General features: G+C 39.3%; 23 protein-coding genes. 7 read left to right on the forward strand and 16 right to left on the reverse strand.

Translation table 11 applies throughout. The annotated features are described in order from the left end of the window. The first annotated feature begins 96 nt into the window (after positions 1 to 96). Positions 97 to 357, forward strand: a complete 261-nt coding sequence (locus AC1M9C_RS00005; RefSeq protein ID WP_481952972.1) for a hypothetical protein — start codon at positions 97 to 99, stop codon at positions 355 to 357. A gap of 11 nt (positions 358 to 368) precedes the next feature. On the opposite strand, the gene ruvB is transcribed toward AC1M9C_RS00005, so the two are convergent. The 3 genes from ruvB to AC1M9C_RS00020 form a co-directional block, all read right to left on the reverse strand. Then, positions 369 to 1,376 (reverse strand): Holliday junction branch migration DNA helicase RuvB, encoded by a 1,008-nt coding sequence (gene ruvB, locus AC1M9C_RS00010; RefSeq protein WP_035265728.1) that lies wholly within the window; start codon positions 1,374 to 1,376, stop codon positions 369 to 371. An 11-nt stretch (positions 1,377 to 1,387) separates the two neighbouring features. Further along, entirely contained in the window at positions 1,388 to 1,990 is a 603-nt protein-coding gene (gene ruvA / locus AC1M9C_RS00015) for a Holliday junction branch migration protein RuvA (protein ID WP_481952973.1), read from the reverse strand. Between the two features lie 121 nt (positions 1,991 to 2,111). Next, a complete protein-coding gene (locus AC1M9C_RS00020) occupies positions 2,112 to 3,452 on the reverse strand; it encodes a deoxyguanosinetriphosphate triphosphohydrolase (protein ID WP_481952974.1) in 1,341 nt (446 codons plus the stop codon). A gap of 428 nt (positions 3,453 to 3,880) precedes the next feature. On the opposite strand from AC1M9C_RS00020, the gene sohB reads away from it, so the two are divergent. Then, complete coding sequence (sohB, locus tag AC1M9C_RS00025) at positions 3,881 to 4,843, forward strand: protease SohB (protein ID WP_481952975.1); 963 nt, start codon at positions 3,881 to 3,883, stop codon at positions 4,841 to 4,843. Between the two features lie 59 nt (positions 4,844 to 4,902). On the opposite strand, the gene AC1M9C_RS00030 is transcribed toward sohB, so the two are convergent. Next, positions 4,903 to 5,538, reverse strand: a complete 636-nt coding sequence (locus tag AC1M9C_RS00030) for a DUF2238 domain-containing protein (RefSeq protein ID WP_481586640.1) — start codon at positions 5,536 to 5,538, stop codon at positions 4,903 to 4,905. Between the two features lie 179 nt (positions 5,539 to 5,717). Between AC1M9C_RS00030 and AC1M9C_RS00035 the strand changes: the two genes are divergently transcribed. Further along, the gene (locus AC1M9C_RS00035; RefSeq protein ID WP_481952976.1) at positions 5,718 to 5,957 is read left to right on the forward strand and encodes a hypothetical protein; all 240 of its coding nucleotides are present in this window, start codon (positions 5,718 to 5,720) and stop codon (positions 5,955 to 5,957) included. A 73-nt stretch (positions 5,958 to 6,030) separates the two neighbouring features. On the opposite strand, the gene purB is transcribed toward AC1M9C_RS00035, so the two are convergent. From purB to AC1M9C_RS00085, 10 genes are all read right to left on the reverse strand, one after another. Then, on the reverse strand, positions 6,031 to 7,419 hold the full coding sequence (purB, locus tag AC1M9C_RS00040; RefSeq protein ID WP_092766083.1) for an adenylosuccinate lyase: 1,389 nt from the start codon (positions 7,417 to 7,419) through the stop codon (positions 6,031 to 6,033). A 55-nt stretch (positions 7,420 to 7,474) separates the two neighbouring features. After that, positions 7,475 to 8,206 carry a high frequency lysogenization protein HflD gene (hflD, locus tag AC1M9C_RS00045; RefSeq protein WP_035265738.1) on the reverse strand — a complete coding sequence of 244 codons (732 nt, stop codon included), beginning with the start codon at positions 8,204 to 8,206 and terminating at the stop codon, positions 7,475 to 7,477. A 14-nt stretch (positions 8,207 to 8,220) separates the two neighbouring features. Beyond that, a complete protein-coding gene (gene mnmA / locus AC1M9C_RS00050; protein WP_035265757.1) occupies positions 8,221 to 9,354 on the reverse strand; it encodes a tRNA 2-thiouridine(34) synthase MnmA in 1,134 nt (377 codons plus the stop codon). Positions 9,355 to 9,358: 4 nt separating this feature from the next. After that, the gene (locus AC1M9C_RS00055; RefSeq protein ID WP_035265740.1) at positions 9,359 to 9,844 is read right to left on the reverse strand and encodes an NUDIX hydrolase; all 486 of its coding nucleotides are present in this window, start codon (positions 9,842 to 9,844) and stop codon (positions 9,359 to 9,361) included. A gap of 678 nt (positions 9,845 to 10,522) precedes the next feature. After that, on the reverse strand, positions 10,523 to 10,642 hold the full coding sequence (locus tag AC1M9C_RS00060) for an SRPBCC family protein (protein ID WP_481586643.1): 120 nt from the start codon (positions 10,640 to 10,642) through the stop codon (positions 10,523 to 10,525). A 58-nt stretch (positions 10,643 to 10,700) separates the two neighbouring features. Continuing rightward, positions 10,701 to 11,360, reverse strand: coding sequence for an HAD-IA family hydrolase (locus tag AC1M9C_RS00065; protein ID WP_035265744.1), 660 nt, complete (start codon positions 11,358 to 11,360; stop codon positions 10,701 to 10,703). A gap of 109 nt (positions 11,361 to 11,469) precedes the next feature. Further along, a complete protein-coding gene (locus AC1M9C_RS00070; RefSeq protein ID WP_481952977.1) occupies positions 11,470 to 12,498 on the reverse strand; it encodes a MerR family transcriptional regulator in 1,029 nt (342 codons plus the stop codon). Positions 12,499 to 12,697: 199 nt separating this feature from the next. Then, on the reverse strand, positions 12,698 to 13,228 hold the full coding sequence (locus AC1M9C_RS00075; protein WP_035270475.1) for a gamma carbonic anhydrase family protein: 531 nt from the start codon (positions 13,226 to 13,228) through the stop codon (positions 12,698 to 12,700). An 85-nt stretch (positions 13,229 to 13,313) separates the two neighbouring features. Beyond that, the gene (dacC, locus tag AC1M9C_RS00080) at positions 13,314 to 14,462 is read right to left on the reverse strand and encodes a D-alanyl-D-alanine carboxypeptidase PBP5/6 (protein ID WP_035270478.1); all 1,149 of its coding nucleotides are present in this window, start codon (positions 14,460 to 14,462) and stop codon (positions 13,314 to 13,316) included. 119 nt (positions 14,463 to 14,581) lie between these two features. Continuing rightward, positions 14,582 to 14,980 (reverse strand): MCR_0457 family protein, encoded by a 399-nt coding sequence (locus AC1M9C_RS00085; RefSeq protein WP_035270480.1) that lies wholly within the window; start codon positions 14,978 to 14,980, stop codon positions 14,582 to 14,584. Between the two features lie 290 nt (positions 14,981 to 15,270). On the opposite strand from AC1M9C_RS00085, the gene surE reads away from it, so the two are divergent. From surE to AC1M9C_RS00100, 3 genes are all read left to right on the forward strand, one after another. Next, a complete protein-coding gene (surE, locus tag AC1M9C_RS00090; protein ID WP_035270482.1) occupies positions 15,271 to 16,041 on the forward strand; it encodes a 5'/3'-nucleotidase SurE in 771 nt (256 codons plus the stop codon). A gap of 128 nt (positions 16,042 to 16,169) precedes the next feature. Next, positions 16,170 to 17,009 carry a peptidoglycan DD-metalloendopeptidase family protein gene (locus AC1M9C_RS00095; protein ID WP_179998373.1) on the forward strand — a complete coding sequence of 280 codons (840 nt, stop codon included), beginning with the start codon at positions 16,170 to 16,172 and terminating at the stop codon, positions 17,007 to 17,009. Between the two features lie 103 nt (positions 17,010 to 17,112). Next, positions 17,113 to 18,045, forward strand: a complete 933-nt coding sequence (locus tag AC1M9C_RS00100; RefSeq protein WP_179998372.1) for a LysR family transcriptional regulator — start codon at positions 17,113 to 17,115, stop codon at positions 18,043 to 18,045. A 53-nt stretch (positions 18,046 to 18,098) separates the two neighbouring features. On the opposite strand, the gene AC1M9C_RS00105 is transcribed toward AC1M9C_RS00100, so the two are convergent. Continuing rightward, positions 18,099 to 19,310 carry an acetylornithine/succinylornithine family transaminase gene (locus tag AC1M9C_RS00105; RefSeq protein ID WP_481952978.1) on the reverse strand — a complete coding sequence of 404 codons (1,212 nt, stop codon included), beginning with the start codon at positions 19,308 to 19,310 and terminating at the stop codon, positions 18,099 to 18,101. A gap of 161 nt (positions 19,311 to 19,471) precedes the next feature. On the opposite strand from AC1M9C_RS00105, the gene grxD reads away from it, so the two are divergent. Continuing rightward, positions 19,472 to 19,813: a Grx4 family monothiol glutaredoxin gene (gene grxD / locus AC1M9C_RS00110; RefSeq protein WP_092766094.1), complete on the forward strand. Its 342-nt coding sequence runs from the start codon at positions 19,472 to 19,474 to the stop codon at positions 19,811 to 19,813. Between the two features lie 57 nt (positions 19,814 to 19,870). Here the strand turns inward: grxD and AC1M9C_RS00115 are convergent, their stop codons facing one another. Then, complete coding sequence (locus tag AC1M9C_RS00115; RefSeq protein WP_481613729.1) at positions 19,871 to 22,489, reverse strand: Lon protease family protein; 2,619 nt, start codon at positions 22,487 to 22,489, stop codon at positions 19,871 to 19,873. Between the last annotated feature and the right edge of the window lie 20 nt (positions 22,490 to 22,509).

Raw genomic sequence — 22,509 nt, forward strand, 5'->3', positions numbered from 1 at the left:
TCCGCAGATTATGCACGAATGTTAAGAAATCCGGAGTGCAAATATCAACCAAAAAGAAGATCGTTTTTTGATTTATGAAAGAGATCTAATAATGATATGCATGAATATTTTATTAAATTATTAGATCATTTCACTATTTTATCACAGGAATTAATAGATGAGTTTTATAACAAACATTCTATTGAGTTATTCGAAGTTTTTGAAGATTTATCTCATATTGATTATGGAGATAACAAGATATTAAGGCTAGCAAGTTGGAAAAATGGAAATAAATTAAATAGATTAGAAATACTCTCTTTATTAATGCGTGAAATTAATAAAAATTTAAAAAATAATTTAAGAAAAAAAGCAGCCTAAGCTGCTTTTCATCACTTTTCTTTAGGTTCAGGTGGTGTCATTCCAAACTGTAAATACGCCTGATTTGTCGCAATACGACCACGAGCAGTACGCATGACATAACCTTGTTGAATCAAGTAAGGCTCAATCACATCTTCCAGCGTGCCTGAATCTTCTGCCATAGCCGCTGCTAAAGCTTCAACACCTGCAGGACCACCATCAAAACGCTCTAACAGCATCGACAGGTAACGACGGTCGAGTGTATCTAAACCATCTTTATCCACATTCAACATATCAAGCGCACGTTGCGCCATTTCTTGTGTGACCTCACCTGTACCTTTCACTTGAGCATAGTCACGTACACGACGCAGTAAACGGTTTGCGATACGAGGCGTACCACGAGAACGACGAGCCACTTCCTTAGAGCCAGCTTCTGTGATTGGAACATCCATCAGATTTGCAGAACGAGTCACGATATGGGTCAAATCTTCAACCGAATAGAACTCTAATCGTTGGACGATACCAAAACGATCTCGAAGCGGAGAGGTCAATAACCCGGCACGAGTAGTCGCAGCGACTAAAGTGAATGGTGGTAAATCTAACTTAATTGAACGCGCAGCAGGACCTTCACCAATCATAATATCCAGTTGGTAATCTTCCATCGCGGGATAAAGGATTTCCTCGATCACTGGAGAGAGACGGTGAATCTCATCAATAAATAAGACATCACCTTCTTCTAAGTTGGTGAGCATTGCTGCCAAATCACCAGCACGCTCTAACACAGGTCCAGAAGTTGATTTTAAATTACCACCCATTTCACGCGCAATAATATTGGCAAGTGTGGTTTTACCTAAACCCGGAGGACCAAAAATCAAGGTATGGTCTAAAGCTTCACCACGTCCACGAGCTGCACCAATGAAAATTTCCATCTGCTCACGCACAACAGGTTGACCAATATAATCATCTAATGATGTTGGTCGAATGGCACGATCAAAATGATCTTCTGGTTTTTCAGAACCACTGATAATACGGTCTTGCATAATATGAGATCTTATTTATTCATCGATTTTAAAGCAGCACGGATAATATCGGATGCCTCAGTGAAGTCACCTTTAACAGCATTGACTAACTTTTGCGCTTCTAGTGGCTTGTAACCTAATGACTGTAAAGCAGCTTCAGCCTCAGCGACAGCAGAGTTAGCCGTAAACTGAATTTGCGCTGTTGTAGAGTTTGATGTGGATGGCTGAGCTGCAAGCGCCTTAAAGCGATCTCGAAGTTCAATCATCAAACGCTCTGCGGTCTTTTTGCCAACACCTGGAACTTTGACTAAAGTATTTACATCTTCATGTTCAACGGTATGAATGAGCATGTCCACGCTGAGTGTTGAGAGAATACCCAGCGCCATTTTAGGCCCCACGCCGTTCACTTTAAGTAAAGTGCGGAAAATACTTTTTTCTTGTGCGTTGGAAAATCCATACAGTAATTGAGCATCTTCACGTACAGCCAAGTGCGTCCACAATGTGACTTTTTGTCCTTTCTGTAATTGGCAAAATGTTGAGAGAGGTGTATCAACCTCATAGCCAACACCATTTACATTCAATAAAACTGTTGGTGCTTCTAAAGCAAGCACTTCACCAATAAGACATCCAATCATTCAATTATTTCACTTATTTGTCGATGTTAAATTCACTATGTCAGCATAGTAGTGTTCATTGCTTCAGAACGCAAAATCAAAAAACACTTTATGCTCTTTTCCTGAACACTAAATTTAAGGTTTATAAAAATCCAACTTTATTCCCTTGAAGTTCCTGTGCCAAATGATAAGCCTGATGATCTGAAAATTTTGAGATCACATCTAAGACTTGCATGATATTGTCATAGTGATCATCACTAAAACGAACACCTAAGCCTGAGATAATAGACAGTAAACGCCCTTCCTTAAAATTATGAATTTTATTGGGTGTTGTAAGTGGAATAAAGGCATCTAGTATGTGCTGTAAACTTTGATGTGCAATGATTTCTAAACCAGATTTTTGAGGGTGCTCAAAGATTTTCTCCCGAGCTAAATTCTTTGCACAATCAATTCCTGCTTCGATATCGGGCGAGCAATATTGGAGCAAACTACCTTTAAGCTGTCCTGACAAAATTTCAAAATGATGTTTAGCAAAAGCGGAAGTGACTTCATCAACCAAGCGTTTCATCACACGACCACGCAATGCTGCGATCTTTTGTTGCCACGTGGTGTATGGCATTGCAAGTTCAGCAGGCGTGCCATAGTCACCGAGCAGATTTAAAAAAATAGGTTCGACTTGCTCATAGCTGAGCATGTTAAGAATAATGCCATCTTCTAAATCGATCAGGGCATAACAAATATCATCCGCAGCTTCGAGTAAATAGGTGAGTGGATGGCGACAGAAATGATATTCACCATATTGTATAAGACCTAATTGGTGACCAATTTGTTGCAAAATTTCTTTTTCAGATTGATAGCAACCAAACTTAGCTCGGTTACTGGCAGGCGTATTTCCCTGAGAGTCAATGGTTTTAGAAAGCCATGGGTACTTTAAGTAAGCTCCTAAGGTTGCGTAAGTGAGGCGCATCCCACCGTCATTAGGGTGATAGTCAATTTTCGTGAGTAAACGAAGACCTTGAGCATTGCCTTCAAACTGGCGAACATCGGCCTGCTGTTCAGGGGTTAAACTCGATAAAAAATCGCCGTGTGATGCATCATCAAACCATTCACGAATAGCGTACTCACCTGCATGACCAAAAGGAGGATTACCAATATCGTGTGCAAGACAAGCTGCTTGAATAATTGCACCGACATCTGCAGGAGAGATCCACATAGGTAACTCATCACGAATTTTTTCAGCTGCCAGCATTCCCAAAGAGCGTCCGATGCAAGAAACTTCAAGGGAATGTGTTAGACGCGTATGAATGCCATCATGTTGAGTCAGGGGGTGAACTTGAGTTTTACGGTTAAGTTGCCTAAAACTCTGAGAAAAAATAATACGATCGTAATCTTTATGGAAGGGGCTACGTGCTTGTTCTGTATTTTGTTTTGAACTACCAAATCGAACTGTTGATAACAGTTCCAGCCAACGCATTTGAGTCATTTATCATTATTCATCATTACTGTATGGAACCATCATGCCAAAAAAATAGTGAAAAATATATGCTGACACGACATAATTTGGCGCATTGAAAATGCATTTCAGAAAAGTTTAAGAAGTAAAATAATAAGTATTAAGGTGTTGATTTTAAGAATTATTATCCTAATATAATTCAATTTCTTCACTCTCAAATCATATAAGAGTCTCTAATTGATTTTAAAGATAGATATCAATCATGAGATGATGCGTGGATGCTCATCGGTTCGATAATTTTTTATCGAGATAGTATGCATAATGTATCTACTTTTTATGCCGATTGTTGATCAAATTGATCCGACGATTGGCATAACATTTCAATAAAGCTATTGAAATTTGTCTATTTTGACCTCATGTTATCCTCATAAAGATGAATTATAGAGATGTGAATTTATATGTTATTTCATTTGCCGAAACTTCCTGCCGAAATTCGAGTCACTCACTTAAATGCGCGTATTAATGAACAACGAAAAAAAATTGCGCAAAGTACTGCATCTAAACTTGAACTTCTGCAGTTGTCTCAGCAGTTTTCAAAAGAAGCACGCACGCGTAAAAAGAATAATCAGAAAGTATATGTAATTGATTTTAAAGGTGACATGGCAGCTTCAGCTGTAGAGAATCTTCGTGAAGAAATTACTTTGATTTTGGCGACTGCTAAAGCAGGGCGTGATCGTGTCGTAGTTCGTTTGGAAAGTCCAGGTGGGATGGTACATGGTTATGGACTTGCGGCTGCTCAACTGGTGCGTCTGCGCGATGCTGGTTTTCATCTAACCATTTGTGTTGATAAAGTCGCAGCAAGTGGTGGATACATGATGGCATGTATCGGTAACGAAATTATTTCTGCTCCATTTGCAGTGATTGGTTCAATTGGCGTTGTTGCTCAAGTGCCTAATTTTAATCGTTTACTTAAAGAACATAATGTTGATTTTGAGCTTTATACTGCGGGTCAATATAAACGTACCGTGACCTTGTTTGGTGAAAATACGGAAGAGGGTAAAGCAAAGTTTGAAGAAGAGTTGCAACAAACGCATGCATTGTTCAAGCATTTTGTTGAAAAATATCGTCCACAGTTAAATGTTGAAAAAGTAGCAACAGGTGAACATTGGTACGGTCAAGATTCATTAGATTTGAATTTGGTTGATAAGCTTCAAACCTCGGATGAGTATTTATTAAGTTTATTGACAGTGCATGATGTTTACTTGATTCAAACTCGCCGTAAACCTACCTTAGGTGAGAAATTAGGACTGCAAGCGGCACAAATGGCGGACAGTTTGATTCCTGCTGTGATGAATAAAGTTATGGACACTTTAGTCAAAACTAATGCGAACTTAGTGCAACTACGTGATCCTAAATTTTAAATTCGATGAAATAAAAAAAAGCTAATCTAATGATTGGCTTTTTTTATGATTTATCATTTCTATGGTCGAGAGTCTAATTTTCGATATAACATCACTATTCCTGTGATCATGGACCCAAGTGTTGCGAACAGCATATCTTTATGGGCATCCCAAATATCACCTTGTTGACCATTATAATTTTCTGCTGCCTCAGGGGAAAGATTAATCGCAATTAACCATTCAATCCATTCGTAAATGAGACTGGTGGCCATGACAAACTGAACCACAATAAGAAAAAGTACTCGTTCAGATAATTGGGGTAAATAGAATTGAATGATCCTCAGGAAAAAAGGATAGAGAAGTAGACCATAGGCAAAATGGACCAAGCGATCATACATATTTCGCTCCCAACCCATCTGTGCATTTAAATCTATGCCGAAGTTGTGCATCAACCATTCATTATAGGGAACATACGAATATAAATAGTGTGCCCCAAGAATATGAATGATCAGAAATCCAATATAGAGAGAAAATGCGATAAAACTCAAACCAACTTTCTTTTGTATATAGATCAAAAACACTAGCATTAAAGCTGTGCCAAGTTGATGTAAGCCATAAGAAGCATATTCAAGAGGCTTTATACTTGCCAAGATCAGCACCATTATGAAAATGAAGAATACGAGGTGGTGTTTAGGAGTAAATTTTTTGTAGTGCATTTTGTTATATGTTGATTTGATTAATTTCTTCATATGATTGTAATGGATCAATCCTGAGAATAAGCTGCAGATCGCATTATTTTTATAAATCGCATTATTTTTATAAATAGTTGTTTATATCAATAGCTCATTGCAATCAGGATGATGAGTTAGAATATGATTTATTTTGAGTTTTTATTATGACGGTTTCAGCTGCTTTTCTTGCACAGCAAAATGCATATTTTCATTATGAGTTTGAAGAGCTTACTCTGAATGACTTTCCTGAAGAGATCTCAGTATCACTCCGAGGAATGATGTTTAGGCATGACATTCAATATGCTCAAGTGACTCATTATATTTACTATAGCGATGTTTTAACTGGTGATGAATTACAAAAGCTCAGAACTGACTTTATACGTTACTGTCCTGATGAAGCATGATTTTTATTGAAACATTTGATGAGTCTCATACAAAAAAGCGAAGCCTAAGCTTCGCTTTTTTATTCAATGCTATTTAGATTTTAGCAATCAAATCTTTAATTTGTTTCGCTTGCTCAGCAGCATTACCTGTATAAGATGCAGGTGTCATTTCAGCAAGACGCGCACGATCTGCTGCAGGAACAGCTTCTAATTCGTTACCATTCACAAAATTCACCATCATTTCGCGAGTCATTGCTTGACCACGAGTAAGGGCTTTAAGTTTTTCGTATGGTTTTTCAACGTTATAACGACGCATTACTGTTTGAATTGGTTCAGCAAGAACTTCTTGAGCGTTGTCTAAGTCTTCAAGAATACGGTCGGCATTCAATTCAAGTTTGCCCACACCTTTCAAGCAAGCTTCAAATGCGATCAAGCTTTGTGCAAAACCAACGCCCATGTTACGAAGAACAGTAGAGTCAGTTAAGTCACGCTGCCAGCGAGAAATTGGAAGCTTTTCACCAAGGTGAGCAAGGACTGCATTAGCAATACCCAAGTTACCTTCAGAGTTTTCAAAGTCGATTGGGTTCACTTTGTGTGGCATTGTTGAAGAACCAACTTCGCCTTCTTTTAATTTTTGTTTGAAGAAACCAAGAGAGATATAACCCCAAACATCACGGTTGAAATCGATGAGGATTGTGTTGAAACGACGAAGCGCATCAAACAATTCAGCCATGTAGTCGTGCGGCTCAATTTGAGTTGTATACGGGTTAAACGTGAGACCTAAAGATTCAACAAATGCTTGCGAGTGAGCAGGCCAGTTAATTTCAGGGTAAGCAGACAGGTGAGCATTATAGTTACCTACCGCACCATTGATTTTACCTAGAAGCTCAACATTATTGAATTGTTTGATTTGGCGTGCTAGACGGTATGCCACGTTCGCCATTTCTTTACCCAATGTTGTTGGGCTTGCAGTTTGACCATGTGTACGAGACAACATTGGTTGATCTGCGTGTTTTTCTGCAAGTGCAACAATTGAGTCCACGATTTGTTGCATAGACGTAGCTAGTACTTCACGACCGCTTTTCAGCATGAGTGCATGAGACAAGTTGTTGATGTCTTCAGATGTACAAGCAAAGTGAATGAATTCACCCGCATTTTTAAGTTCATCAATGTTTGCAATTTTCTCTTTTAAGAAATATTCAACCGCTTTTACATCGTGGTTGGTTGTGCGTTCGATTTCTTTGATACGGTTAGCATCGTCTTCAGAGAAATTTGCAACGATTGCATCTAAAGCTGCATTTGTTTCGTTAGAAAAAGCTGGCACTTCAGTAATTTCTGGGCGATTTGCAAGTGCTTGTAACCAGCGCACTTCAACAGTCACACGAGCATGGATTAAACCAAACTCAGAGAGGAAAGGGCGCAAAGCATCACATTTGCTTGCATAGCGACCATCTAATGGAGAAAGTGCGGTTAAAGCGTTCATAGCAATTCCTTAAACTTTGGAATGAAACGTAAAACAGAACTCGATATACATCAGGTTAAACCACCTGAAACTGTAAACGAGCGAGATCTTGAATATCTTTCAGTAACTTGCGTTTGGTGAAGATCATGCTCCATGAACTTCCACCCGACTGACGCCATAAATGCGCCATCTGTAAACCTGTAAACAATGAAGCACGAATACGATTGGTGTGCGAAGAATCCTTAAAAGCTTCTGCATTGCCTTTCACCATAATGCGAGGATTAATCTGTCCTGCAGTTTCGACATAGGTTTGAGCAAGGTTTGCAAGAATACTTGGATGTAGATAATTATGATCAAAAAAGGAGAGTTGTTTTAGTATTTTTTCTTGTGATTTTTCAATAATTTCAACGAATTTTGGGTTGCTATATACTTTCTTTTCTAAATGTAATAATGCCATTGCATAGGACATTGGAAGTTTTGCATTGGCAAATTTAGGTATTCTTGATTTTGGTGCAGTATTGAATGGTTGGGCGATGCTACTTTCTAATGTTTTTAATCCCAGAGAAATATCTGCAAGCTGGTTAAAAAAATCTAAGGTTTGACAATTCTTATTGGAAGTAGGGCGAATATTTAAACTCGCCTTAATTAATTGTTCTAAATAGAAGTTACCGTTTTCGCCAATATTTTGTCGACCTGCAATGGCTGTCATATGTGTCAGCTGAGTCGATTGAAATACTGCTGCCAAAGCCAAAGCTCTGTTTTGACGATCATTCAGAGTCTGAAGCTGCTGGAACGGTAACTCTGTCATGCCTGAAAATTCCTTTAAATAAAATCAGGTTTAGGCGCATTAGTATGATGAATCACACCGCCACCTAAACAAACTTCATCCGCGTAAAACACAACGCTTTGTCCTGGCGTAACAGCACGTTGAGGTTCATCAAATTCTACACGTACACCTTGCGGTGCATTTGGGTCATTAAATAAGACACATGCTTGATCAGGTTGTCGATAGCGAGTTTTCGCTGTGCAACGGAAACCATTTTCTGGAATCTCTTGCTCACCTGCAACCCAATCAATCGCTTCAGACCATAACATGGTACTTTGCATGAGGGGATGCTCATGACCTTGGCCAACAACTAAACGATTGCCTTCGATATCTTTGTGTAATACGAACCAAGCACCTTCTTCAGCGCCTTTCATTCCACCGATACCAATACCACCACGTTGACCGAGCGTATAGTACATTAAGCCGTGATGATCACCAACCTCTTTACCATCTTCAAGGACAATTTTACCCGGTTGAGCAGGTAAATATTGCTTCAAGAAGTCATTAAATCGGCGTTCACCAATAAAACAGATACCTGTAGAGTCTTTTTTCTTCGCTGTTGCAAGACCTAAATCTTCAGCAATTTTACGAACTTGAGGCTTTTCGATCTCACCCACAGGGAACAAGGTCTTGTTAATTTCACGACCATGAACGGCATGTAGGAAATAAGTTTGGTCTTTGTTGTTATCCACGCCACGGAGTAAAGGCGCATATTGCTCACCTTTAGAATTGGTCATGGTTTCACCGCGACGAGCATAGTGTCCTGTTGCGATGAAGTCAGCACCTAATTTCATGGCATGATCGAGGAATGCACGGAACTTAATTTCTTTATTACATAAAATATCTGGGTTTGGGGTGCGCCCCGCAGCATATTCAGCCAAGAAGTGCTCAAATACACGATCCCAATATTCCATTGCGAAGTTGGCTGTATGTAATTTGATACCGATACGATCACATACGGCTTGCGCATCTGCAAGATCATCCATAGCCGTGCAGTATTCTGTGCCGTCATCTTCTTCCCAGTTTTTCATGAAAAGACCTTCAACTTGATATCCTTGTTGAAGTAATAAAGCCGCAGAGACAGATGAGTCTACACCACCTGACATACCGACGATGACACGTTGTTGCATAGGATTAGGCATCCAAATTTGAAATTAAGGGAGAATTTTGGTGCTCATAAACGAGCGATAAAGGAAATTTTTGTCCTGATTGGGCATCTTGAATGGCTTTGATGACCAATGGGCTACGCGCGCGAGCCGTTTCTAATAGCTCATCTAGGCTCATCCAAACAGCACCTACGATACCTGTATCTAATGTTGCATTGGCAAAATACTGTGTTGATTTTGCTAAAAAACAGAAGCGGTAATAGGTACGATCTGGAAACATAGGTGGGGTATAGGTGTATATACCCAATAAATCTGTGACTTCAACTTGGTGACCTGTTTCTTCCATGGTTTCACGAACCGCGGCTTGAATAAGGGTTTCACCAGCTTCAACATGACCTGCAGGTTGATTAAAAACGGTGTGCATGACACCTTCTGTTTGTTCTTCTACAAACAGATATTTACCATCTTTTTCAACCACTGTTGCAACAGTGACGTGAGCAGTCCAAGCGGTCATAAAAAAGCACCAGATGAAGGGAAGGCATATTGTATAAAATTTTGAGGTGTGTGGCTATGATGGGAGGGGATTTCTTTGAAGGCGTTCTATCTTAAGTTTAACTAAGAAGTTCTTTGGATCAATAATTTAATAAAGGGCGTGGAACATGAAGAATCAACAAAAAAGCCCAATTTAAGTAAATTGGGCTTTTGAATGTAATTTAAGATTATGATTTATATGAAATAAAAAAGATAATTTCGCATAAGGTGTATTATGTTAATTTTAGGGGAATCTAAAAATTGAAAGAACAAAGAAGCGAAGTGCCTACATGGATCTGTTTTAATAAAAATAACAATTTATTACCCTATGATTTCAAATCTAAAGTTTTGATTCTACAAATAATTTTAGAGATTGATTCATGTATTCAAAATCTTTCCTTATAGATTTCAAATTATTACGCATCATAGGTACAAGTAGACCACTAAATGTCTCAGAATGTATGAGACAAGTGCTGCCATCTTCTTGGGAGCAAAGTTTAAAATGATGCTCACCATCTAAAAGACTAGGGATTAGAAAGTGACCTAGCCAGCTTAAAGACTGAGCATTTTTAACTTCCAATAGTGTAGGCTTAAATTCCATTGCTTTTTGCTTAGTTGGGTGAATCCTAATCTTTAGTTTTTCACCTATGTTTAACTTTCCTTAAACTTTACGGATAAAGGGATTCCAACTCTCATACGATTTAAAATCAGTCAGTACCTGCCAAACTTGCTCCGGTGTCGCATGAATATCAATATGTGTAGTTATCTTTAAAGAAAGCATAATTTACCTCGGGTATCTAGAATGGCGATTCTCTGCTTATAAGCATAATTTAGTAGGGTTATTTTTTGCTGACAGTAATCCTCTTTATGGCAGACACATTTTCAAATGTCTCATCAGGTGACAATTTCTTTAAAAGTCTTTCTGTGCTGTAACCCCATGAAACTGCACCGAAAGCAATTCCTACCGATCTAGCTGCCTCATAATCGGTAATCTGATCACCTATATAGATAGTTTCTGAGGGTTTATAGCCTGCTTTTTTTAAAAGCTGCTTTAACCTAGATGCTTTTCCAAAAAAAGATGCACCGCATTCAAAGTAATTAAAGTATCGACAGCTTGAACCAAGAATACGGGTCACATTTTCGTATCCATTTGAAGAAACCAGGCCCACTGTAATTCCATGTTCATTAAGGTGGGAAAGCATTTCATCGGTATGGTCGAATAGAGGAATCTTTGAAGGATTTACCTTCATGAGTTTTATAAAATTCTGAGTAATCGCAGGTAGTTTCCATACTGGTATTCCAAGAGTTTTCATTAGCTCTCGGGAAGGTATTTCTCTAAAAGATTCCACTTCATCTAAATGAATCTTCTTGAAAGAGTGCATGTCAGCCAGATGATTTATAGTTGAAACAAAGAAAGGAAATGAATCTGCTAAGGTTCCATCAAAATCGAAAATAACCAACTTATATAGTGTAGTTGGATAAGTTTGTGATAATACCATTTACTCTACTTTCTCTATATAAAATATTTTGAAATCATAAACTTAATGACTACCCCGTATTATGGGATAGCCACACTACTTTGATTATTTGAATAGAGGTAAGCATGTACTAAGCACAACGCATTAAAGCTGATACTGCTTTTTCTAAAAATTGCAAAGTGGTAGGTTTGAGCCAGGTTCCCTCGGCAAGACTTGGTTCATTTTGCATGGCATTGCGAATCTTCGCATGTGTCGCCGGATTTTTGCCTGCGTAACCTTGTAACATGGAGAGCCATTGCTGTGCTAAACATTTTGCTTGTTCACTGTCAGGTTCAATCCCAGCATGAATGGCCTTCTCCAATCCGATCAATAACTGGGGCCAATTTTTCATCTCACGTGCATAATTTTGCTTCATAAAAGCAAATTCCTGCTCGGATAAATAACGTGCAAAAACGTTCAGCTTACTCTCGGCAAATGCTTCAAGTAGAAACTCAACCACTTCCGGATGCACACCCAATTTTTCCTGAAATGCCGATTCAGCTGAATGCATGCTATTCAATTTAGCCAACCATTCAGGATTAGCAGCCGTATTCTGTTCGAGAGTCAGCATCCAGCGTGAAGCCAGGTTTTGGGCAGTTTCACTACTAGAAGATTCTCCGGCCTTAAAGAGTGCATTCGCTTCGACGACAAGCGCTTCCCATTCTTTTTGTTGTTTACTGTCTGCCTGTAAAAAAGTCAGATCTGCAAGTTCCTCTTTTGTAAAATATTGTTCGTACATAGACATAAGCTCCAATGTTTTTAGCCAATTGTCCAGTTCTAGCTCTTCACCATTCATCAGTTGATTTTTGAGACTGCTCAAACGATAGCGCAGTTGAGTCTGCTTAATTATCATCTGATCGATTGCCTGAATCTGCCGATCAATTAATGGGGCGAGTGCAAGGTTTGGACTATTAAGAACCGCGCCAATTTCTGCCAATGTCATTCCAAGCCCTCGCAATGCCTGAATTTGGTATAAGCGAGTAATATCTTGACGACTGTAAAGTCTATAACCGGCGTCGGAGCGGGCCGAAGGCTGAAGTAAACCGATATCATCATAGTGATGAAGGGTACGAATAGTTAACCCTGTTCGCTTCGCCAATTCACCGACTTGTAATAACATCTTTTGACTCCTTTATCCCTTAGGCATGTTTTATGCTAGAGGCTAACGTTACGTGAGGGTCAAGTATCTAAGCTATAAAAAATATTTATGGTAAATAATTTACATTTTTGATGTTTTATTTATTTAGGTAGTAAAATTTTTTATATTCCATACATTTCCATCTTCCATTTAACATAATGGCTGTTATGCGAATTCAAAATTATTTATAATTTCCCGAAACCTTTACATAATTCTGCGCTGAATACGGCAGAAACGCTTTTTCTTTATCAGTCAGTGGACGCACTTTTTTCACTGGGCTACCCACATACAAATAACCACTTTCTAAAACTTTGTTGGGTGGAACAAGCGAACCCGCACCTATCATCACATCATCTTCAACAACAACATCATCCAAAATAATCGTTCCAATACCGACTAAAACACGATTACCAATAGTACAACCATGTAATTTCACATGATGACCCACAGTAACGTCCTCACCAATAATGAGCGGTGAACCTTCAGGTTTATCCGCTTTCTTATGACTGACATGCAACATGGAATGATCTTGGATATTGGAATTTTTACCAATCCGAATAAAATTAACATCACCACGGATCACAGCATAAGGCCAGACCGAAACATTCTCAGCCAAGACAACATCACCAATCACTAACGCAGTTGGATCAATATAATTTGTTGTATCAAATTTTGGGTAAGTCTCTAAGTATTTGCGGATATTTTCAGTCATAAAAAATTGCCTGTTTTTACTCATTATAAACAAAAAAGCACCCAAAAGAATTTGAGTGCCTTTATATCTTTAGTCAAGCTACGACTTAAAACAAATTACTAAAGAACTGTTTGATATGATCGATCATACGCGAGAAGAAACCAGCTTCTTCAACAGCTTGCAAAGCAACAAGCGGCTTCTCAGCAATAACTTTGCCGTCAAGTGTCGCTGTTAATTTACCTACAACTTGCCCTTGTTGAAGAGGGGCATTTAAGTTCGGTTGAACCGCGATTTGAGTTTGAATGGCATTTGCTTGACCTTTTGGCATAGTCACGTTGAAGTTTTCAGCAAGACCCACACTCACTTGATTAGATTGACCAAACCAAACTTTAGAAGTGGTCAACTCTTTGTGAGCGGGTTGAACACTGACAGTTTCAAAGTTTGCATAACCCCAAGATAACAAATCACGTGTTTGCGTTGCACGTGCTTGCATTGATGGAGCACCAAAAATCACTGAAATTAAACGCATCGGGCCACGTTTAGCTGAAGTCGTTAAACAATAACCAGCTTCAGAAGTATGACCTGTTTTAAGACCATCTACACTCGGATCTGTATATAGCAACGCGTTACGGTTACCTTGCTTGATCCCGTTAAAAGTAAACTCTTTTTCAGAGTAGATAGGATAATACTTTGAACTGTCATGAATGATGTGCTTCGCAAGAGTAGCCATATCTTTCGCAGTAGAATAATGACCTTCAGCAGGCATACCTGTTGAGTTCATAAAGTTCGTGTTGGTCATGCCAATACGCTTAGCTTCTTGGTTCATGCTGTGTACAAATGTACCTTCATTACCAGAAATATGCTCAGCCATCGCCTTAGATGCGTCATTACCAGATTGAATGATAATCCCGCGTAACATTTCCAAAACGGTTGCTGTGCCATTGAGAGGTACATACATACAAGATTCTGTACTACTACCACGACACCAAGCAGATTCGTTCATACGAACTTTTTCATCTTCCGTGAGTTCACCGTTCAACAACTTTTGTTCAATAATGAAACTAGTCATCATTTTGGTCATTGAAGCAGGCGCAAGTTTTTCATTTTCATTTTTACTTGCGAGAATTTGACCTGTTTCATAATCCATCAAAACGTAAGACTTGTTATTGAGTTCTGGTGGTGAAGATAAAACAGTTGCTGCATAAGTAAATGAAGGTAATAGTAATAATGCAGCAATGGCGCTTTTTCGGGTCATTCTATGTAGTTCCAATCTTGTATGAACGCAAAAATCAGCTTTGCATTCTAGGACAAAGCAAAGCCGACTTCTAGCAGTGGAGTCGGCTTATTTCAATCGAATTGTAACTATTTCGTGCTCTATTTAACTGAAGACTGATATTTTTTTATATCCTCGCACACTTGTTGATTTGCTTTATCTCCAGCGTTTTTCGCATCTTGTCTCGCTTGAGCTAATGCTTGCTGATAATCCTGTTGTTTAATTAGATTGTTCAGCGTGGTTTGAGGTGAATTTTCATTAGGTAAATAGTCTTTTAATAGCTTTTGATAGCCTGCTTTAAACGCCGCATCTTCTTCCACTAAACTTGGGCATGATTCTGAAAAGACATAGATTGCAGCGAGTTCATCTTTAGTCACTTTTTGTTGAGTAACTTCGATATTTTCTTTTAAGTCTTGAGCATTGGCGAAAGTGAAACTTGAAAACAACATTGAACTGCTGATAAATGCGGTTGAAATCAATTGTAAAAAACGTTTTTGCATAAATGACTCAAAAATTAGTAAGTTAGTTATAAGAATAGAATAATCTTTTTTCGTGTTTAAAAAATAGAGAAAGTGTATTAATGCTGTTGGAACTCAGAAAGTAAAGAAGAAAAGTTCAGGTATGAACAGGGGGATGACTACATGCTGAGTTTTCAAGATTAAAGGGTAAGCAGATTTTCAAGATTAAAGGCGTTTAAAACCTCAACATCTATGCGTGTACTCATTGTTGTGTTGGGGGATTTTGATTAGGCTATCGAACAGATGGGATTACATGAATTGAGTGAATTGTTTTGAATATTTTGATTGCCAACGATGACGGTGTGTTCGCACCAGGAATACAAGCATTAGCACAAGCATTAAAACCTTTGGGTCGAGTAGTCGTGGTTGCTCCAGAAAGTGAGCGGAGTGGTTTTTCAAGTGCATTAACGCTTGATCGTCCATTGCGACCCGTGCAAATTTCAGAGGATGTATGGGCAATTAATGGCACGCCAGCGGACTGTGTTTATCTGTCCATGAATGGTCTATTTGATTTTGAATTTGATCTAGTTGTAAGCGGGATCAACAGTGGAGCGAATTTAGGTGATGATGTGTTGTATTCAGGTACAGTTGGGGCCGCGTTTGAAGGCCGACTCATGAAACAACCTGCAATCGCAGTTTCATTGGCTGGTCCAAATGTTCGTTCGTATCAAGATGCTCAAGATTATGCACAAGCTGCAAATTGGGTATATGAGTTTATTAAAAATGGTTTGCCTGAGTTACCACCGCGTCATATTTTCAATATTAATATTCCGGATACGGCTGAAATAAAAGGGACATTAGTGACTTATCAAGGAAGAAGAAAACAAACGAAACCGATTACCACACAAGTTGACCCGAGAGGCCGTCAAGTTGTTTGGATTGGTTTGGCTGGAGAGGCCGTAACAGATCCCGAAAAAAGCCAACTGGGTTATCAGTCAGACTTTTATGCCATTGCAAATGGATATGTCAGTGTGACACCGATCCAAATGGATGCTACCAACTATCAGGTGTTGGCTTCACTTGAATCTCAGTTAGAGCTTTAATTGAATGACCACAGGTAGGATGTGTTATAACTTTGTGAAAAATATATTTGAAACGGTGAATTTAGCATTAATTTTGCTACTCTTAAGCCGAATTCAGTCTTTTTAATCTTTTGTCAGAGAGGGAAATCATGCTTTTGGCCAGACCCAAAACAGTTTTGAAGTTGTCTAAACCATCTATTCACTCAGCATTGATCGCGGTTGCTGTCGCTTCTTTTCTTGGTTTGTCGGGCTGTGCATCGAAACCCCAAATCCACAATTCTGCTCGTTATGCGGTTGCTCCTGACTTCTATACAGTTCGCTCTGGCGACACTTTAAGTAAAATTGCGGCACGTTATGGATTGAGCTATTTGAGCATTGCGGAGATGAATGATATTGCACCGCCTTATCGCATCTATGTAAATCAATCTTTAAGATTAAAACCCTCTGGCAATCGACAAGTGACACGTTCGACTACGCGTCCTTTGACAGCGACTGAAACTCAGATTCAACGTCAAACCATTCAGTTACCAACAAAACCAGCTGTGGTTACGCCACCACCACAAACCACACCAGTACCAGCGGTAACTGCTGCAGTACCGACGACTTCGACTAAAGCAACTTCATTACGCTGGGTGAAACCATCGAATGGTCCAGTCATTGAAAACTTCAATGTGGCAAGTAATGTCAAGGGATTACGTTTTGGTGGCAATGTTGGTGATCCAATTTTTGCAGCAGCTGATGGTCAAGTGGTTTACGCTGCTGATGGTTTAAAAGAATATGGTAATTTGGTGCTCATTAAACATATTGATGGTTATATCACTGCGTATGCGCACAATAACCGGATGTTAGTGAAGAGTGGGCAAAACGTAAGTGCAGGGCAACAAATTGCAGAAATGGGCTCGAGTGGTGCAACCCGTACGATGCTTGAGTTTCAAGTTCGTTTAGATGGTAAGCCAATCAATCCAGCAAATATTTTGCCAATCAACTGAAGATATTTAGTGCAATTTAACAATTTCTTCGTATAATACAATGAGTTGCTTTTGTTAATTTTTGTTAATTAGAGAAGCATCTCATAATTTCAGAGGGAAATTTATGTTAGATCAACTTCGCTCGATGGGCGTATTTGCATGTGTTGTTGAAAAAAGCTCTTTCAGTGGTGCTGCTCGAGATTTAGGCATTACGACGAGTGCGGTTAGTCAGCAAATTCGTTCACTAGAACAAGAAATGGAAGTAACACTTCTGCACCGTTCCACAAGAAAACTAAGTTTAACGGAAGCAGGGCAGGCCTTTTTTCATAGCTGTCAAGAAATGCTCGCTGCAGCAGAGCGCGGTAAAATTCGAATTAATGAGTTACGAGACGATTTAGTTGGTGATTTACGTATTGCAACAACGCCAGAACTCGGTGCAACCCATGTAGTTCCTGCGTTGTCGCATTGGATTTCGGCACATCGTGGTTTAACCGTTCACTTTGAAGTTGAAAATCAATTTGTCGATTTGATTCAAGAAAGAATCGATATTGCAGTGAGAATGTGTTCTCGCGTGGATGAGTCTAATCACTTATCTTGTCTGCCGCTTGCACGTGTGGATCAAGTCTTGGTGGCTTCACCAAGTTATTTGAATCAAAATGCAGTTATTTCAAGACCTGAAGATTTAGCACAGCATGATTTGATTCCAGTAAATATTGTAAAAAATCAGCAAATGATGACATTTGAACACAGCACATCGCGTGAATTGGTGAATGTGTCCATGGAAAATCGTTTACAGACAAACAATGTTTATGTCGCTAAATCATTGTGCCAAAATGGTCACGGCATTGCGCGATTATTATATCTAGATGTGCAAAAAGAATTAATGAATGGCACATTGGTTGAAGTTTTACCTGAATGGAAGTTACCTGCATACACTTTGAATGCAATGACATTAAAACGTGAACAACAACCAATGAAAATTCATCGCTGCCTAGATGCTTTAAAACAATATTTCAGCCAGTTACCTGGTGGTCGAGTATTCCAAGAAGCATCTTAAGTGTTCTTCTTAATAAAAAAGCCGCAATATGCGGCTTTTTTATCGATCTTGGCTTAAGCCAAGAAGTTTTTAATCGCTGGAACTAAGCGTTTTAATAAATCATCAGCTTGTTCTTGATTCATATTCAACGCTGGCAACAAACGAACGACATTACCTGCGGTGACATTAATAATTAGATTGTGCTCTATGCGTGCAATATCCACCAACTCTGCGCATGGTTTTGGTAATTCAATACCAATCATCATACCAAAGCCGCGAACAATAACGTTTTGATCTGCAAGTTGTGTATGGAATTGATCAACTAAGTATTGGCCAATTGTTGCTGCATTTTCAACAATATTTTCTTTTTGCATCAAATCGATAATCGTGTAGACAATGCGCGAACCTAATGCAGTACCACTATAAGTTGATCCGTGGTTACCTGCAGTAAGAATACCTACACCTTTACCTTGAGTCATCACTGCACCAATTGGGAAACCATTACCCAAGCCTTTAGCTGTCGTCATGACATCAGGAATAATATTGGTATGTTGATACGCAAAATATTTTCCTGTACGACCGTTACCTGTTTGAACTTCATCTAGCATCATCAACCAATTATGTTGATTACAGATTTGACGAATTTCTTCAAGATAACTAAAACCTTGAGGGGCAGTATTTACACCACCTTCGCCTTGAATCGGTTCAACGAGAATCGCGACGATATCTGGATGGTTGATTGCTGCTTCTTCAATTGCCTCAATGTCGCCAAAAGGTACTCGGATAAAACCTTCAACGAGCGGGCCAAAACCTTCTTGTACTTTTTTATTGCCTGTCGCAGAAAGTGTTGCCATTGTACGACCATGGAAAGAATGATCAGCGACAATGATTTTCGGCAGAGCAATACCTTGCATATGACCGTATTTACGCGCAATTTTAATTGCACCTTCATTTGATTCAGCACCACTATTCGAGAAGAAAATTTCTTCCATACCAGATACTTCAGCTAACTTTTGCGCAGCTGCAGTCTGCCAAGGTACTTCATAAATATTACTGGTGTGAATAAGCGTCGCCGCTTGTTCTGCAATTGCTTCTGCCAAAACTGGATGTGCATGACCTAGACCACATACTGCAATGCCAGTCAGCGCATCTAAATATTCTGTACCTTCAGCTGTATAAAGATACGAACCTCGGCCACGCACAAAGCTGATCGGTTGACGGCTGAATACAGGCATCAAATGAGATGGTTGATCAGTTTGAACTGGAGCGAGGGTGATATTGTTCATGTCTAACTCGTATTTGTTAGGTGGAAAATAAAAGTTTATCTAAGCAAAATCTGCTTGAGATTAAAAGCCTAATTGCAAATTAAACTGGAAAAATTTAGCAATCCATACTCTTTACGGCGGTTTTAGGTATAATGCAGGCAGAATAGTTGAGGATTTAATCAATGACTGAACAAGTGCGTGATACAGAAGCGTTAATTCGTGATCAAATTGCAAAACATGCAGTTCTTCTTTATATGAAAGGCACACCACAGTTCCCACAATGTGGTTTCTCTGCACGTGCAGTTGAAGCATTGAGCCAAATTGGTCGCCCATTTGCTTATGTAAATATTCTTGAAAACCAAGACATTCGTGCGACTTTGCCACAAATTGCAAACTGGCCAACATTCCCACAATTATGGATCAATGGTGAGTTGATCGGTGGTAGTGATATTATGCTAGAAATGTTCCAAACAGGCGAATTAAAAACGCTCGTGGAGCAATATAGCCCAGCGCCTGAAGCTTAATTTGAGCGCAATAAAAAAAGCACCGATGGGTGCTTTTTTTATTTTGAAAACTTCAAATTAGTTTGAAGTCTCATCAGCGAGTTGAGAAGGTTGTTCTTCAGCATTGATCGCTTTATCTTTTTTAGCTTTGTCTTTTTTCTTCTTTTTTTTCTTTTTCTTTGGCTCTTCTTCAATTTCAGCGCCATCTTCAATGGCTTGCCAATATTCTAGCTGCTCCATGACAGCAGCGTAAATTGATCCTTTGGTATAGCGACCTTTTTTATTTAATTCTCCGACAGGACGCGCCATGAGAATCTCAAGTGCTTGATCAATTGTGTTGATGGCATGAATATGGAATTGACCGGCCTCGACAGCATCAATCACATCTTGACGTAACATTAGATGCTGCATGTTTTGACGTGGAATAATGACACCTTGTTTGCCTGTTAAACCTTGAAGTTTACATGCATCAAAGAAACCTTCGATTTTGGCATTGACGCCACCAATCGGTTGTACTTGACCCAGTTGATTCATTGAACCTGTAATCGCCCATGACTGATCAATCGGCAGTTGGCTGATCGCAGAAATTAAAGCGGAGAGTTCTGCAACGGTTGCACTATCACCATCGACTTGACCATAACTTTGTTCAAAAGCCAAAGCGGCAGAGAAGTGCAAGGTTTGTTCACGTCCGAAATGTGCCTTTAAGAAAGACGACATTAATAGTACACCTTTAGCATGAAGTGAACCGCCTAACTCCACGCTACGTTCGATATCTAAAATATCGCCGCCACCCTGATACACTGAAGCAGTCAAGCGTGATGGTAGGCCAAATTCGACATCGGCGTAGTGAATCACGGACAAAGCATTTATCTGACCGAGTCGATGACCACGCGTTTCGATAAGCTGTGTACCACGAGATAAATCTTGCCAGTACAACTCTCGTAAATAACCTAGACGATATTGGCGGTGTTTGAGCGCAGTGCCGATATGTTCTGCTGTCACCATAGTTGCATTAGATTTGGATGCATGGTGATGAGATTCATGAATCAGATCACCTAAAGTTAAGGCATGTAGTGACAACGAACTCTGATCCTCTGCTTGACGACTTGAGTCGGTCAGTAAAGCAGCCAAGGCAGAACGATCAAATGGAAGTAGTTTAGAGGATTGAACATAGTCTGCAATCAAATGCATATAAGCTTGTTCATTTTCGTCATTACGTTGTAATGTGTCAGTAAAATCAGCTCTGATTTTAAAGATACTTCCTAACTCAGGCTCCACCTCCAGAATCTCATAATAGATTTCTGGTTCAGCCATTAAAATGACTTTCAATTGTAATGGAATCGATGCTGGCTCAATTGAAATGCTGCCCGTCAGCGTTAGCATGTGCTCTAGAGATGAGAGTTTAATTTGACCAGACTTAATCGCTCGTTTGAGTCCTTGCCATGCATAAGGTTGTTCTAAAAGCTGCTCAGCCTCAAGCATTAAAAAACCACCATTGGCACGATGCAGTGCACCAGGTCGTATTAAAGTGAAATCAGTGCTGATAGTGCCATTTTGCGTTAATTGTTCAACATGGCCAAGTAAGTTGTAATGTGTGGGGAAATCTTCAAAGATGACTGGTGCCCCAGAATTTGGCTTGTTGCTAATGACTAAATTTGCTTGATAACGCGCAGGGACACGGTTAAATAATGCAGGTGAAAAATCACTTTCTTCCTGTTCTAGTACGGTTTCCACATTGTCGATAATATCTTGAGCATATAATTTTAAGTATTGTTCAAGATGTTTGATATCTGGAAATTTATTTAAAATATGTTCCATGCGAGGAATAATGACTTGTTTGGCAATGTCACGATTCAACTCAGACACCATATCACGTGCTTCATCTTCAAGATCACCAATTTGTAAACCTAAACGCTCGAGCTTTTTATCCATATAACGGATATTGGACGCAATTTCAGAACGTTCTTTGCTACTCAGTGCATTGATGTCATCTTGAGACATCTCTTGAATTTTATTGTCTTTAATATGAACAGGAATAAAGCAGTGTTCTTCATTACGACTGATCAACTTTAAATCAAGCTCTTCACCTTCTTTGGTGAGCTCAATCAAAGCTTGTTGTTGCTCATGACCTGTCGTTAAACGAATTTTTTCTATCCGATTGTGATACGTTTCAGCACTAAAACGACGTTCGAGCTGTTTGAAAATGGTTTGCCATGTTTGATGTAGCGTACTTTGAAACTTTGCGCCTTGTCCTGCAGGAAAGTTAAGCGCAATTGGGTTGCGTGCATTTTTGAAGTTGTATACATAAACCCAATCATCCGGTGTAGGCATATCTTTGGCATGTTGTTGGAGTAAGCGCTTAATCATGGTGCGTTTACCCAACCCTGCCGTACCCACAGCAAAGATGTTATAGCCTGAGTATGGAAGGGCAATGCCTGCTTCTACAGATGCTTTAGCACGATCTTGTCCTAAAAAATTATTAAGAGGCTTGATACGTTTTGTAGACGCAGGAATATTGTCATAATTTGGAATATGCGTCAGTTGTTCTGGTTTGAGTGCTGTTGCATTCAAGGTGTTTTGCGTGGCTTCAAGTTCAAATACGGATAGGAGCTTGTTTTGCGAGTTTTGTTCTAAGTTTGTGGATGTCGTGGTTAAAGCTACTGCGGTGGAACTAATTTGATCGTGTCTCTGGGTCACAGGTGAAATCCAAAACTATA

This window comes from Acinetobacter sp. 24-47-39 (assembly GCF_056783825.1).